The sequence below is a fragment of the Parabacteroides sp. PF5-6 genome (assembly GCF_029504695.1).
Lineage (GTDB): Bacteria > Bacteroidota > Bacteroidia > Bacteroidales > Tannerellaceae > QVMG01.
The window spans coordinates 1-14,420 of record NZ_JAQFIN010000010.1 but is presented as its reverse complement, the minus strand read 5'-3'; the positions used below and the strand labels follow the sequence as shown (position 1 = coordinate 14,420).

At 48.9% G+C, this 14,420-nt stretch carries 11 protein-coding genes and 1 pseudogene; 1 reads left to right on the top strand and 11 read right to left on the bottom strand.

Going from position 1 to position 14,420, the window contains the following annotated elements; all coding sequences use genetic code 11:
• Positions 1 to 8: 8 nt before the first annotated feature.
• From M2133_RS11665 to M2133_RS11620, 10 genes are all read right to left on the bottom strand, one after another.
• Positions 9 to 3,191: a TonB-dependent receptor gene (locus M2133_RS11665; protein ID WP_277466315.1), complete on the bottom strand. Its 3,183-nt coding sequence runs from the start codon at positions 3,189 to 3,191 to the stop codon at positions 9 to 11.
• A gap of 689 nt (positions 3,192 to 3,880) precedes the next feature.
• Positions 3,881 to 4,825, bottom strand: coding sequence for a tRNA (adenosine(37)-N6)-dimethylallyltransferase MiaA (gene miaA, locus M2133_RS11660; RefSeq protein ID WP_277466314.1), 945 nt, complete (start codon positions 4,823 to 4,825; stop codon positions 3,881 to 3,883).
• On the bottom strand, positions 4,825 to 5,382 hold the full coding sequence (locus M2133_RS11655) for a hypothetical protein (protein WP_277466313.1): 558 nt from the start codon (positions 5,380 to 5,382) through the stop codon (positions 4,825 to 4,827). Before M2133_RS11655 ends, miaA begins: the two co-directional genes overlap by 1 nt.
• A 47-nt stretch (positions 5,383 to 5,429) precedes the next feature.
• A complete protein-coding gene (gene lpxA / locus M2133_RS11650) occupies positions 5,430 to 6,218 on the bottom strand; it encodes an acyl-ACP--UDP-N-acetylglucosamine O-acyltransferase (RefSeq protein ID WP_277466312.1) in 789 nt (262 codons plus the stop codon).
• 2 nt (positions 6,219 to 6,220) lie between these two features.
• On the bottom strand, positions 6,221 to 7,606 hold the full coding sequence (locus M2133_RS11645; RefSeq protein WP_277466311.1) for a bifunctional UDP-3-O-[3-hydroxymyristoyl] N-acetylglucosamine deacetylase/3-hydroxyacyl-ACP dehydratase: 1,386 nt from the start codon (positions 7,604 to 7,606) through the stop codon (positions 6,221 to 6,223).
• 8 nt (positions 7,607 to 7,614) lie between these two features.
• Positions 7,615 to 8,658, bottom strand: coding sequence for a UDP-3-O-(3-hydroxymyristoyl)glucosamine N-acyltransferase (lpxD, locus tag M2133_RS11640; RefSeq protein ID WP_277466310.1), 1,044 nt, complete (start codon positions 8,656 to 8,658; stop codon positions 7,615 to 7,617).
• Between the two features lie 89 nt (positions 8,659 to 8,747).
• Complete coding sequence (gene pyrF / locus M2133_RS11635; RefSeq protein WP_277466309.1) at positions 8,748 to 9,590, bottom strand: orotidine-5'-phosphate decarboxylase; 843 nt, start codon at positions 9,588 to 9,590, stop codon at positions 8,748 to 8,750.
• A 24-nt stretch (positions 9,591 to 9,614) separates the two neighbouring features.
• Positions 9,615 to 10,700, bottom strand: a complete 1,086-nt coding sequence (prfA, locus tag M2133_RS11630) for a peptide chain release factor 1 (RefSeq protein ID WP_277466308.1) — start codon at positions 10,698 to 10,700, stop codon at positions 9,615 to 9,617.
• Positions 10,693 to 11,862, bottom strand: a complete 1,170-nt coding sequence (locus M2133_RS11625) for an AIR synthase related protein (protein ID WP_277466307.1) — start codon at positions 11,860 to 11,862, stop codon at positions 10,693 to 10,695. The genes prfA and M2133_RS11625 overlap by 8 nt, the downstream gene beginning before the upstream one ends.
• Before the next feature lie 39 nt (positions 11,863 to 11,901).
• Positions 11,902 to 12,819 (bottom strand): glucosaminidase domain-containing protein, encoded by a 918-nt coding sequence (locus M2133_RS11620; protein WP_277466306.1) that lies wholly within the window; start codon positions 12,817 to 12,819, stop codon positions 11,902 to 11,904.
• Positions 12,820 to 12,914: 95 nt separating this feature from the next.
• Here M2133_RS11620 and M2133_RS11615 point away from each other — a divergent pair, with 95 nt between their 5' ends.
• Positions 12,915 to 13,379, top strand: coding sequence for a cytidine deaminase (locus M2133_RS11615; protein WP_277466305.1), 465 nt, complete (start codon positions 12,915 to 12,917; stop codon positions 13,377 to 13,379).
• Here M2133_RS11615 and M2133_RS11610 read toward each other — a convergent pair.
• A pseudogene (locus tag M2133_RS11610) lies at positions 13,356 to 14,333 on the bottom strand (tetratricopeptide repeat protein); the annotation flags it as partial. The gene M2133_RS11615 and the pseudogene M2133_RS11610 sit on opposite strands and share 24 nt — an antisense overlap.
• Between the last annotated feature and the right edge of the window lie 87 nt (positions 14,334 to 14,420).

Sequence of the window (14,420 nt, the reverse complement as noted above, 5' to 3'; positions counted from 1 at the left end):
TACTTTTTTTAGAATGTTACATTTACTCCTAAACTCAGATATTTTACAGGAGAATAAGTTTGATCACTTGCTCCGCTTTGGAATTGCTGCGGGTTATACCCTTTGCGTTCGGAGAATACATATAGGTTGTCGGCCGTGAAAGTCAGGCGGCAAGCTTTCATATCCATTTTTTTCAGAAGACTTTTCGGAAGGTTGTATCCCAAAGTAATATTTCTGATAGACAAGAAGCTCAGGTCTGTCTGGAAACGGGTAGACGTGGTCGCTGCGGCTGTATAGTTATTCTGTATACGGGGTACATCCGTTATATCACCCGGTTTCTGCCAACGATCTTTGATCTCGCTACTCCAGTGTGTTCCGAAAGAACCCGAATGCATCAAGGTCTGGAATGTACCGTCATATCCGGTTCCACCAATCTGATAGCTCAAGAAAACAGAAAGGTCAAAACCTTTGTAACGGAAGGTATTTGTGATACCTCCATAGACATCTGCCCAGGGGTCACCAATCGCATAATAAGTAGCGTCATTCTGATTGTTGGTTGTTGTTCTGCCGGTCACATTGCCATCCGCATCTTTTTCATCCATATAGAACAATGCATCTCCGTTTTCCGGATCTACACCTGCATATTCACGAATCCAGTAAGTGTTATAAGCCAGACCTTCCCGTTGGATACGAGATCCACTGATGATGTCCGGAGCTTCGCCGGTTGCGTCTTTCGGCAGTTTGGTAATCTTGTTTTTCAGGAAAGTAGCATTGATATCGAATGTCCATTTAAAGTCTGACTTTTTAAAGATATCAAATCCTAAAGCCACTTCTACCCCGCGGTTGTACATGGTTCCGATGTTCTGCCAGCTATATTCGATACCGGTAGATTGTGGGTTCGGAACGGAGAACAACAGGTTGCTGGACGTACGGTTGAAGAAGTCGATCTCACCTTTAATGAAATCAAGCATTCCGAATTCAACCCCGACGTTCAGGTTAGAGCTCTTTTCCCATTGCAACTCTTTATTGGCCAACTGAGAGTGAATAGCTCCATTGGCATTCGCATTGTTTACGTTGTCATTGCTGGGGTTTGAGAAACCATACAGACTCTGCCATCCGTAATAGTTGGCTGATCCGTCGGTATTTAAGATCATATCATTTCCTTGCTGACCAAATGAAGCTTTCACTTTCATATTGTCAAGCCAGCTGACATCCTGCATAAAGCTTTCCTCGCTCATTCTCCAGGAACCTCCCAAAGACCAGAAAGAACCCCAACGATTGTCTTTGTAGAAACGAGACGAACCGTCGCGACGGAATGATCCGGAAATGTAATATTTATCAGCATAGTCATAATTCAGCTGCATGAAGTATCCTTCCAAAGAATATTTATGCGCATACGAAGTAGAACCTTCAGCCGTTGAACCGGCTACCAATTCCGTTGAAGGGATCGTAAAGCCTACGCGTGTTGCTTCCAGGTAATTGAGCGTATACCAATAGTTTTCATGACCGAGCAATGCTGAAACATTGTGTAGTCCGAATGTTTTATTCCAGGTCAGGATCTCATTCACCGTATAAGAGTGACGTTTTCTGTATGCTTTGGTTGAACGTCCTTTTACTGATTCTGCATCTCCGTATTGGTTGTTCTGATACGTGGTCAGGAAATCATTGGAAATATCCGTACTTCCGGATACTTTCAATCGGAAATCTTTCAGGAATTTAATCTCCGCACTTCCTCGTCCGGTCAGCATATTCCGTTTCGTTGAACGCTCATCCAAAGGCAATGTAACCATCAGGTTGGAGTTGGGTGCATACTGACGGGTATGACCAGCCCATGCATAACTGGAAGAACCTCCCCCCATATCATACATATCATTTCCTTCTTTATCTTTTACGACATTACCGTTGGCATCATACTGATAGATCGGATAGATCGGTGCCATTACACGACCATAGTAGAATGGGTTGGTCGTATACGAACCTTCAGCCAGGAAGCCATAAGAGCGGGAAGAAGAAGCCGAAACACTGGCATCCAATTTTAACCAATCGTTTACCTCTCCGGTAACACCGGCTCTCGCACCCAGGCGGTCGTAGTTAGAGTTCTTAACCACCCCGTCTTCATCGTTATAAGAAACAGAAGCATAGAACGTCGCCCGATCCGTACCTCCATTAATGGCCACATTGTATTCCTGACGAAGGGCTGTACGATACAAAGCCTCGTTCCAATCGTCCTGATACAACAACTTCGCGCTCGGATTTAATTTACCATCCGTGCCGATCAGCTGATCATTTGCTACATTATAACTATTGTATCCTCCTAATTTAGCAACAATACCATTGTTTGTGTTTCCACTGGCGATTGCAGCCGCTTCAGCCGGAGAATAATTGTTCGCATTGACCAAAGCATTGCGCCAGCCTTCCCACATTAATTCGTAGTATTCCTGCGTATTTACACGGTCGTATTCAGGGATACTGCGGGAAACCATAGCAAAGTTAGCTTTCGCTTGTACATTTAATTGCCCTTTTTGTCCTTTCTTCGTTGTGATCAGGATCACCCCGTTTGCTCCACGTGCTCCGTACAGCGCAGCCGAAGCAGCATCTTTCAATACGGTGATGCTTTCAATGTCATCGGTAACGATCGTGCTGAGGTCGCCATCATAAGCGGCACCATCCAATACATATAAAGGTGAGCTGGAGGCGTTGATTGACCCTACACCACGGATACGGATCGTTGCGTTAGATCCCGGCATACCCGTACTGGCGGTCACCTGGATACCCGGAGCCGATCCTTCCAATGCTTTCGTGAAAGATGTGGCCTGAAGATTTTCCAGTTTCTCACTTTTAATACTGGCAGCCGATCCGGTAAAGGATGACTTCTTAGCCGTACCATAAGCGACAACCATTACTTCATCCAATACCTGCGTATCCGATTCTAAAACAATACGCAGATTTTGTTGGACAGCAACTTCTTTGGTTACCATACCAACATAAGAAACCACTAAAGTCTTAGCATTTGTCGGTACAGTCAACTCGAACGCACCATCAAAGTTAGTCACTGTTCCGGTCGTAGTTCCCTTCACACTGATTGAGGCTCCGATTACAGGTTCACCATCCTCCGCAGAGACAACAGTTCCCGTGATCCTTGTTGTTTGAGCCGATAATAATCCTATGCTCATTATTGCGCATAGCATCGACAGAATTAACTTTTTCATCATAAACACTCTCTTTTATATTAAACTTCTACAAAAAATTCAAGTGAGACGGATATTCACATTTGGCTATGTAAGCTAAATCAAGTGTCTTACTCCTAACATGTACACTTGTGAACGCAAATGTATAAAAAAATACAACAATAAAAAAAAAAGAAGATTTTAACATAATAAATAGGGCAAAATACATCCGAGAAAACGACAAAAGGTGCTTGAACACTTCTAAACTTATGGCAAAACGCCATAAAAGGACAGGAAGGACGGTTGTCCCTTCTTTTGACTTTTTGGGGTTGTTTTACTTTTTTTTGCGGTTCGTGATGCATACTACCACATAAAAGTTTACAGCCCGGTCTTCACCTTTCACCCGGTCGCCAGATCCCTGTATTGATCAGCGTTTCGGGTGAAAGATAAAATAATACCTTAAAAATAACGACAGCTTCCCGAAAAAGGCCGGCAGCCTTTTGAAAAACTCCGGCGGCCTTTTGGAAAACTCCGGCAGCCTTTTGGAAAACCCTGCCGGCCTTTTCCGGAAAACCTCCATCCTCCGCCAAGCCTTCACCCGAAACGCTGATCAATACAGGGATCTGGCGACCGGGTGAAAGGTGAAGACCGGGGTGAAAACTTTTATGTGTAGACTGCCCAAAATAACTACCGGTAGTTTGTCGACAAAATACCGGTAGTTTGTCGACAAACTATTAGTAGTTTGCGCGCAAAGTACCGGTAGTTTGAAAAAGGGGGGTGTGATAGCGGAAGGGGTGGATCGTGTCGAGGATTTCTTTTTCCTGGTCGGGGTGGAACCAGTGGATTTCGGGGTCGCGCTTGAACCAGGTCATTTGTTTGCGGGCATAGACCCGGCTGTTGCGTTTGATTTTTTCTATGGCGAGTTCGAGCGGCCATTCGCCGTCGAAGTAACGGAATAATTCTTTATATCCTACGGTGTTGAGGGAGTTGAGGTGGCGGAAGGGATACACGCGCCGGGCTTCTTCCACGAGGCCGTCCCGGATCATCTGGTCGACGCGTTGATTGATCCGGTCGCATAGTTCTTCGCGGTCGCGCGTCAGCCCGATCTTCAGGATACGGAAAGGACGTTCCTTTCGGCTGTTCGTGCGGAAAGAGGAGTAGGGCTTGCCGGTCATGCGGCAGATCTCGACGGCATGAATGACGCGTTTGTAATTGTTGCGGTCTACTTCTTTGTAGTGGATGGGATCGGCTTCTTTCAGTTCGGCCAGGATCGGGGCGAGCCCTTCGTGTGCGAACTGGCTGTAGAGGGCTTCTCTGATTTCGGGCGTTACGGTCGGGATCTCGTCGATACCTTTGCATACGGCATCGATATACAGCATAGAACCGCCCGTCATCAGGATGACAGGCGTTGTCTGGTGTAGATCGGCTAAAAGGGAGATGACATCTTCTTCAAACTGGCTGGCGCTGTAGTAGTCGTCGACAGCGAGCGTACCGATCAGGTAATGCTTCACCCGGTTGAGCTGTTCCGCCGTAGGGGCGGCTGTGCCGATGGGCAGTTCCCGGTAGAGCTGGCGTGAGTCGGATGAGATAATCGGCGAACCGAGGCTTTCGGCCAGGCGCAGACTCAATTCGGTCTTGCCCACACCGGTAGGACCCAATAGAACGACCAGCGTGTTCATCAGAACTTATCGTCGGCAAACATATCGTCGGCGATGCTGTCCAGCCCTTCGAAGCCGGATTCATCGAGTTCGTCCAGGTCGTATTCCGAATCGCCGTAGAACTCCTCACCGATCGTGGTGGTGGTCAGTTTGGCGTCGAACTCTTCGAAATTCATCTGTTGCGCAGGTGCTTCGCCGATGGCTTTACTCACCACGGGCTCGGCAATATCCTGCCCCGGGATGATTTCGCGCAATTCCATAAAGAAAGCTCTTTCGGTCATCAGTTCGAATACGAAAAGCATCTTCTGGCGTTCGTCCTCGAGCAACTCTTCCAGGCGCGTCTCTTCCATGATGTAGGTGTCGACCTCCGGGTTGGGGTCCATCTCTACACGTGTGATCTCGGTCTTTTTGCTCCAGTCGTCGTCGCAGATAAAGAAAGAGGTCAGTTCGTCTTTGGTATAGTTCACCGAGTCGAGCAGTGTATTATGTAAATCTAAGAAGGTGGCTTCGGCATCGATCTTGATCTCGCGCTTGAAGTCGTCCACTTCGTCTGATAGGATAAGAAATCTGAAAACCATAAGGCTATGCGTTATTTAAGTCAATGAGCAAAAATAATAAATTTTCTTTAAAGTTCATCGATCGATCCGCGGACAATGCCTCTGTCGGACGACTTGATGAAGTCGAGGATCAGATCCCGTTCCGGGCTGGGGGCGTATTCCGTTTCTATGGCTTTGATTGCCTGGGTATTGTTCAGCCCGCGGGTGTAAAGCGTACGATAGATATCCTGGATCAGGAATACCTGGTCGTTCGTAAAGCCACGCCGGCGCAAGCCGACGATGTTGATGCCGCAATACACAATGGGATCACGCCCGATCAGGGTATAGGGCGGAATATCTTTGCCGATCCGTGAGCCACCCTGCACCATGACATGTTTGGAGATCCGTACGAACTGATGCGCCAGACTGCCTCCGCTGACGATCGCATAGTCGTCGACTTCGACTTCTCCGGCCAGCTGGGTCGAGTTACCGATAATGATATGATCTTTCAGGATACAGTCGTGGGCGATATGCGAGTAGGCCATGATCAGGCAATGGCTGCCTACGACGGTTTTGCCTTTCGCTGCCGTGCCCCGGTTGACGGTTACGCATTCACGTATGGTCGTATGATCTCCAATCTCTGCTGTCGTATCTTCACCTTTGAACTTGAGGTCTTGCGGAATGCCGCCGATGACCGCTCCCGGAAATATCTGACAGTGTTTGCCGATACGGGATCCTTCCAGAATGACCGCATGGGGGAGGATATGGCAATGATCGCCGATAACAACATTCTTTTCGACCACCACGAAAGGATCAATAGTCACGTTCTGACCGATTTTAGCCTCGGGGTGGATGACGGCTAATGGAGAGATATTCATTTTTATTTGTTTTTTATGATTTGTGCCATAAATTCTGCTTCACATACCAGCTTTTCGCCTACAAAGATATATCCTTTCATGGAAGAAATGCCCCGACGGATCGGAGAAAGTAATTCCAACCGGAGCACAAGCGTATCGCCGGGTACCACTTTCTGGCGGAACTTCACCCCGTCGATCTTCATAAAGTAGGTCGAGTAGCGTTCCGGATCCTCTATCGAGTTCAATACCAGTAATCCGCCGGTCTGTGCCATGGCTTCGACCAGCAGTACGCCCGGCATGACCGGTTCCTGCGGGAAATGCCCGGTAAAGAAAGGCTCGTTTGTCGTGATATTCTTGATCCCGACAATATGATTCGCTCCCATCTCGATGATCTTATCGACCAACAGGAACGGGTAGCGGTGGGGCAGAAGTTCACGGATACGGATATTATCCAATACCGGAACGTCGTTCGGATTATATAGAGGAGCCTGCACCTCATTCTGTTTGATGTCTTTGCGGATCAGGCGAGCCAGTTGATTGTTGATTTTGTGCCCCGGGCGGGTAGCGATCACCCGTCCCCGGATCGGCTTGCCGATCAAAGCCAGGTCGCCGATCACGTCGATGAGTTTATGACGTGCCGGTTCATTATCGAATACCAGTGGGTTATTATTGATATACCCCAGGTCTTGTACGTCCTTATGCGGGATACCGATCATATCGGCCAGTTGGTTGAGCGACTCCTGCGGGATCTTCTTGTCGTAGATCACGATGGCATTGTCGAGATCGCCCCCTTTGATCAGGTTGTTCTGCAGAAGCATTTCCACTTCTCTGACAAAGACAAACGTGCGTGAGGCAGCGATCTCCGTCGCGAATTCACTCAGGTCGTTTAATGTGGCAAATTGATTGGACAATACGGGAGAGTCGAAAGAGATCAGGACGTTCAGGCTGAATTTGTCATCAGGCAGTATGATCAATGACGAACCGGTTTTCTCGTCCGTCACTTCCATCTTATGCTTGACAATATAATAGTCTTTGGGAGCAGCCTGTTTCACTACGCCTACTTGCTGAATCGCTTCGGTATAATAGATAGAGCTACCATCGAGGATCGGGAATTCAGGCGCGTTGACTTCGATCAGGCAATTATCGATCTCAAAAGCATACAGAGCAGCCATGGCGTGTTCGATCGTACTGACATACACCTCGTTCTTGGCCACTACCGTTCCTCTTTGGGTTTGTGTCACATTTTCAGCGACCGCTTCGATCACGGGCTCGCCTTCGAGATCCACTCTTTTGATCTTGTAACCGTGGTTTTCCGGAGCCGGATGGAATGTGATCTGTATATCTAAGCCTGAATGTAAACCTTTCCCCGAGAGGGAGAAGCTCTCTGCCAGCGTTTTTTGCTTTTGCATGTCTGTCATTATTCTTTGCTGATTTGTTTTTTCAATTCTTCTATTTCCCGTTGCATCTGTCCCATGGAACGATATATGTCGGGCAGGCGATTGAATATCGCACTGGATCGCATGAAGTTCTTTGCCTGAATCGCCGGCGCTCCTAATAACGTGGTTTCTTCTTTTACACTGCTGATCACACCCGCTTGTGCACCGAATGTCACATTGTCGGCCACGGTGATATGTCCCGCCAGACCCACCTGGCCGCCAAACATACAATGCTTGCCTACTTTCACCGATCCGGCAATACCCACCTGGGCAGCCATAACGGTATTCTCACCGACTTCCACATTGTGGGCAATCTGCACGAGGTTATCCAGTTTCACTCCTTTGCGGATAGTTGTTGAACCCATCACTGCCCGGTCTATGGCCGTATTGGCACCGATCTCCACATCATCTTCAATCACTACATTCCCCATCTGAGGGATTTTGCTGTAGCTCTCCCCTTCGGGAGCGAAGCCGAAACCATCGGAGCCGATCACCGCGCCGGAGTGCAGGATACAACGCTGCCCGATCCGACATCCTTCGTAGATGGAAACATGGGGGTAGATGATCGTACCGTCGCCCACCGTAACAAAATCGCCCACATAAGCGTAGGGATAGATCATGCAATTTTTGCCGATCGTGGTGCCTTCACCGATATAAGCCAGGTTCCCGATATAACAATCTTCACCTACCCGGGCCGATGCCGAGACGAACGCCGTCGGGTCGATGCCTTTCTTTTTCGGTTTGGCCTGTTCCACCATATTGAGCAACATCGCCAAAGCGGCATACGCGTTGGGCACACGGATCAAGGTCGTCGAAACGGGCTTCTCCGGTTTGAAGTCGGTATTGACTAAAGCCGCGCTGGCTTTTGTCTCGTAGATATAATGTTCGTATTTGGGGTTGGCCAGGAAAGTGAGTGATCCGGGTGTCCCCTCTTCAATCTTAGAGAAAGTACTGATTTTTATGGTCGGATCACCGTCAACTGCTCCGTTCAGGAAGTCAGCAATTTGTTGGGCTGTAAACTCCATTCGTTCTTCTAAATTATTAGTCTGTCAGTAATTACGTGGTTATCGGTCGGATACCAATGTGCAAAAATGGTAAAAAAACTTGGTAATCCCTATGATTTGTGTGGAATAATTCCTTTGTCGAACAGATAGAGCACCATTTCCTGTTGCACCTCACGCGCCGCTTCTCCGGCAACAGCCGCGAAGTTTGTCGTGTGATCCGCGTAGATAATGGCGCGGGAGGAATTGACTAACAAGCCGCACTGCTCGTTCATGCCGTAGCGGGCGACCTCTTCCAGGCTTCCGCCTTGTGCCCCTACACCCGGAACCAACAAAAAATGATGCGGCGCATATTTGCGTATATCTAAAAACATCTCGCCCTGGGTGGCGCCTACCACGTACATCATCTGCTCGTCGGTTGCCCACTCCTGCGATTTCTTCAATACCTTCTCAAAGAGCCGTTCTCCGTTTGCATCTTCGGTAAACTGAAAGTCTTTCGATCCTTTGTTGGAGGTCAACGCCAACAGGATCACCCAGCTTTCCGGATAGAGTAGGAAAGGCTTCACGCTGTCTTCCCCCATATAAGGAGCCACCGTCACCGCATCGACCTTGATATGATCGAAGAAAGAACGGGCGTACATCTCGGAAGTATTCCCGATATCGCCTCTTTTGGCGTCGGCAATGATAAACTGATCCGGATAGTTCTCACGGATATAGGTGACCGTACGTTCAAAAGCCGACATGCCTTCCATACCCAGGCTTTCGTAAAACGCCAGGTTGGGTTTGTAGGCCACGCAGTATTTCGCTGTCGCGTCGATAATGGCTTTGTTGAAGGTGAAGATCGGGTCTTCGCCATCCAACAGATGCGGCGGGATCTTCTTTATATCGGTATCTAATCCGACGCAGAGGAAGGATTGTTTTCTTTTTATATTATCAAATAGTTGTTGCTTATTCATATCTGTTTGTTTTAGGATAAGAGATTATAATTCGGCTTCTTTCAAGCGCTCTGCATTCTCGGCGATGATCAGGTGGTCGATACAGTCCTGAACGTCTCCGTCCATAAAAGCGGAAAGATTATATATGGTGTAATTGATACGATGGTCCGTAATCCTGCCTTGCGGGTAGTTGTAGGTACGGATCTTCGCGGAGCGGTCGCCGGTGGAAACCATTGTTTTGCGTTTGGAAGAGATCTGCTCGAGGTGCTCCTGCAGTTTCATGTCGTACAGGCGGGTACGAAGCATCTGCAACGCCATTTCTTTATTGGCGAGCTGCGAACGGGAGACCTGACATTGGATCTGTATGCCGGTGGGTTTGTGGTAGAGTTGAACCTTTGTCTCCACCTTGTTGACGTTCTGGCCTCCCGCGCCACTCGAGCGGGCGGTCTGAAACTCCAGGTCGGCAGGGTTGATCTCCACATCCACCTCTTCGGCTTCGGGCAAGACGGCTACGGATGCGGCCGAGGTATGTACGCGCCCTTGGGTTTCCGTTGCCGGGATGCGCTGTACACGGTGTACGCCACTTTCATACTTCATCGTCCCGTACACATTATCACCGGTAACGGTGAAGATCACTTCTTTAAATCCTCCGGCAGTCCCTTCGCTGCTGCTGGTCACTTCCGTTTTCCAACCTTTCGACTCGCAGTATTTGATATACATCCGGTACAGGTCGCCGGCAAAGATTGCCGCTTCGTCGCCACCGGTGCCACCGCGAATCTCCACGATGGCGTTCTTGCCGTCTTCCGGATCAGCGGGGATCAGTAGTATCTTGATTTCTTCTTCCAGTTCAGGGATACGGGCCGTACAGTTTTCCAACTCTTCCCGCGCCATCTCGCGCATCTCCGGATCTTTCTCCGTGTCGAGCAACTGGCGGGCTTCATCTATCCCGTTCAGGGTATTGACGTATGCTTGTCGCGCGTTAACGATCTTTTCCAGATCGCGGTATTCTTTGTTCAATTTGACATACCGTTTCATATCGGCAATCACTGCCGGGTCGGTGATCAAAGTCCCGACTTCTTCAAAACGGCTAACCAGTCCGTCCAACCTATTCAGTAAACTATTCTCACTCATAGATGAACGTTCCTTTTTCGCTTTCGATGATCAGTTCATTCTTCGGCGCATCTTCTACAAAGCCGACGATCTGTGCGTCGATGTTAAAGCTTTGCGCGATGCGGATCACCTCTTCGGCGTGTTCGGGTGCCAGGTAGACTTCCATGCGATGGCCCATATTGAACACCTTATACATCTCTTTCCAATCGGTGCCGCTCTCTTTCTGGATAATGCGGAAAAGCGGTGGGATGGGGAAGAGGTTGTTCTTCGTGATGCGTTTGTTCTGTACGAAGTGCATCACTTTCGTTTGCGCGCCGCCGGAGCAATGTACCATACCATGTACTTCAGGACGTAATTTATCCAATACTTGCTTGATCACCGGAGCATAGGTGCGGGTAGGCGAGAGTACCATCTTCCCGGCAGTGATGCCGAGCTCTTCGATCGGGTCGGTCAGCTTCAGTCCGCCGGCATAGATCAGTTTCTCGGGGATGGTCGCGTCGTAACTCTCCGGAAACTTCGCCGCCAGGTATTTGGCGAATACATCGTGGCGGGCGGAGGTCAGGCCGTTGCTGCCCATGCCGCTATTGTATTCCTGTTCGTAGGTGGCTTTGCCGTAAGAGGCCATACCGACGATCACATCGCCGGCTTGTATGCGTTGGTTGTCGATCACATCGGCTCTTTTCATCCGGCAGGTGACCGTACTGTCTACGATGATGGTGCGTACCAGGTCGCCCACATCCGCCGTCTCGCCACCGGTGGCATAACAGCCGAAGCCTAACGCGCGCAGCTCGGCCAATAGTTCGTCCGTACCGTTGATAATCGTCGAGATCACCTCACCCGGGATCAGGTGTTTGTTGCGCCCGATGGTCGAGGAAACCAGGATATTATCCGTCGCGCCGACACAAAGCAGGTCGTCGATATTCATGATCAACGCATCCTGCGCGATGCCTTTCCATACGGAGAGGTCGCCGGTCTCTTTCCAGTACATATACGCCAGGGAGGATTTCGTGCCCGCCCCGTCGGCATGCATGATATTGCAGTATTCCGGATCGCCACCCAGTATATCGGGAATGATTTTGCAAAAGGCATTGGGGAAAACCCCTTTGTCAATATGCTTTATCGCATTATGCACATCTTCTTTGGAAGCGGATACTCCGCGTTGATTATAACGTTGGTCGCTCATGCTCTTACTGTTAATTTGGGGTACAAAGATAGTAAATATTTAGCGAAGTTTAAGTACGTCTCCTTCGACCGGTATATACTCCGGATCTTTTTTGTTCATCTTGTAGAGGCTTTTGATCTGAACACCATACTGCTGGGCGATACTGTGCATGGACTCGCCGATCTTTACCACATGGTCGTAATACGGTTTGTCCGCTTTTTTCTTTTTCTTTTGCAGATAGATGATATCGCCCGGCTGCAGGGGGAAGTCTTCCGGCACCTCGTTGAACTTTATCAGTTTCTTCGGTTTGAAGTCCAGATCGCGAGCGATCCGGTCGAAGTTATCGTTCGGCAGCGCCAGTATGTAGATCAGGCCATGTGTTTTGTAAATCGTCCGTTTGACCATCGGTGCGGTCACCGGTCCCTGCTTTTTGTTGTTATTCGCTTTCTTCCCTTTTCCACTGTCGAAGCGATAGAGTTCATAATCTTCGATCATCTTGATCAACTTATTGGCATACGCTTTATCCGTAGCGTAGCCGCATTTCTGCAGGCCTCGTGCCCAACCTTTATAGTCGGTGATATGCAGTTTGAACAGGCTGGCATAGCGCGAACGTTCGACCAGGAAGCGGGAGTGATCGTCGTACGAGTCTTCCACTTTCCGGTATTTGCGGAAACATTCGCCCCGCTCATCGTCGTCGTGATAGGTCCTGCCGCCTTTCCAGTCGGAATGGCATTTGATCCCGAAGTGGTTATTCGACGCTTTAGCCAGTTTGCTTTGGCCGGCGCCCGACTCCAGGATACCCTGTGCCAGGGTGATGCTGGCCGGAATGCCGTATTTCTTCTGGTGCTGAACGGCCAGATTATTATACTGATCGATGTATTTGAGATACGAACTGTTTTTGCGCTGTGCCTCGGCGGGAAGCACGGTCAAAATGAAAAAAAAGAGTGTCAACAGACTGCCTTGAACGTATATTTTCATGATTTAGAAGCCCTGTAGCTTAATTATTCTATGCAAAGATATGATTTAGTTAAATAATTCTTTATATTTGCTATAATTAATAATCCTTATCCCCCATGAAAGAAATAAAAATTGAAACAAAGATCGAGGTCATTTCCATCGAAGAACTCTCACCTCTGGATGCTGAGCTAATGAATAAAGCGGTTAGTGCGGCTAAAGATGCTTATGCGCCTTATTCCGGATTCCATGTCGGCGTCGCTCTTATGTTGACCAACGGAAAAATCATTGTCGGAAACAATCAGGAGAACGCTGCTTATCCCTCCGGGCTTTGTGCCGAGCGGGTCGCGCTCTTTACTGCCGGTGCGCAATATCCCAATATCCCGGTACGCGATATCGCTATTGCCGCAATAAAAGACGGTGAGGTGCGATCGCATATCTCTCCTTGCGGCGCTTGCCGTCAGGTGATGTTCGAATCGGAAAACCGGGGTAAGGTGCCTATGCGCATTCTGCTTTGCGGCAATGAAGAGATACAGGTCATCTCTTCCGCCCGTGATCTGTTACCGCTGGCTTTCACCCTTTAAATCATCTGCGATATCCTGATGCTTTTGGGCTAATTCTTTTTCTCCCAGATGCAGGAATGCCTCGGCGAGGTATTCGTGTGCTGCTATATGTTTATTTTTTAAGGCAACGGCTTTCAATAAGTCATTGACTGCCTCTTCGTACTGTTGCATCCCGAGGTGGCATTTGCCCCGGTTGTATCGGGCTTTGAACGATTGCGGGCTCAGCTTGACGGCTTTGTTCAGGCAAGATAACGCTTCGTAATCCTCATCCATATCCAATAGGGTGACTCCTTTTCTGACCCAGGCATCGGTATAGGAGGGGTTGAGCTTCAGCGCTTTATCGAAATTGCGCAAGGCGGCTCTCGCATCCCTCGCTTTGGTGATACACTCATTGCCCATCAGGTAGTATTCGTGGGCGTATTCTTTTTGTATTTCTCTGACACCATGCAATTCTTCCTGTAGCGATTTGATCTTCGCCTGCTGGGTATTGATCTGTTGAAGTTTTATCCGGATCAGGCGCTGCACGGCGGGTGTCAATAGATTCTTTTGGGTGACGGCCGCGGAAAAGGCCTCGACCGCCTCCGGGAATTCTCCTTTGTTGAAATATTCCGCCGCCCGGGCATAGTTCAGTTCGGCTTCACTCTCTTTCAAGGTGTTGGCAATCAGGCGGGGGTTGTTGAACTCCTGGCTGAAGCCGACGATCTCTTTGCGCACAAAGATATCATGCAGGGAGATCTTCCCTTTCAATACCAACCCTTCCAGCGAGGTGCAACGGCTGAGTGCGACATAGGTCTGTCCGCCGGCAAAGACGCCACCGGTCAGATCGACCACGACCCGGTTGAAGGTCAACCCCTGACTCTTATGTACGGTGATCGCCCAGGCCAGCCGGATGGGCAGTTGCGTGAAGGTGCCGACAATCTCTTCTTCGATCCGTTTCTCCTTTTCGTTGTATTTGTATTTATAGTTCCGCCAGGAACCTCAAAAAAATCTCTCGAAAGCCTCTATTTATAAGGCTTCTTCGGGGGATTTTTCGTTTTAGGGATAAAAAAAGGGATAAAAATC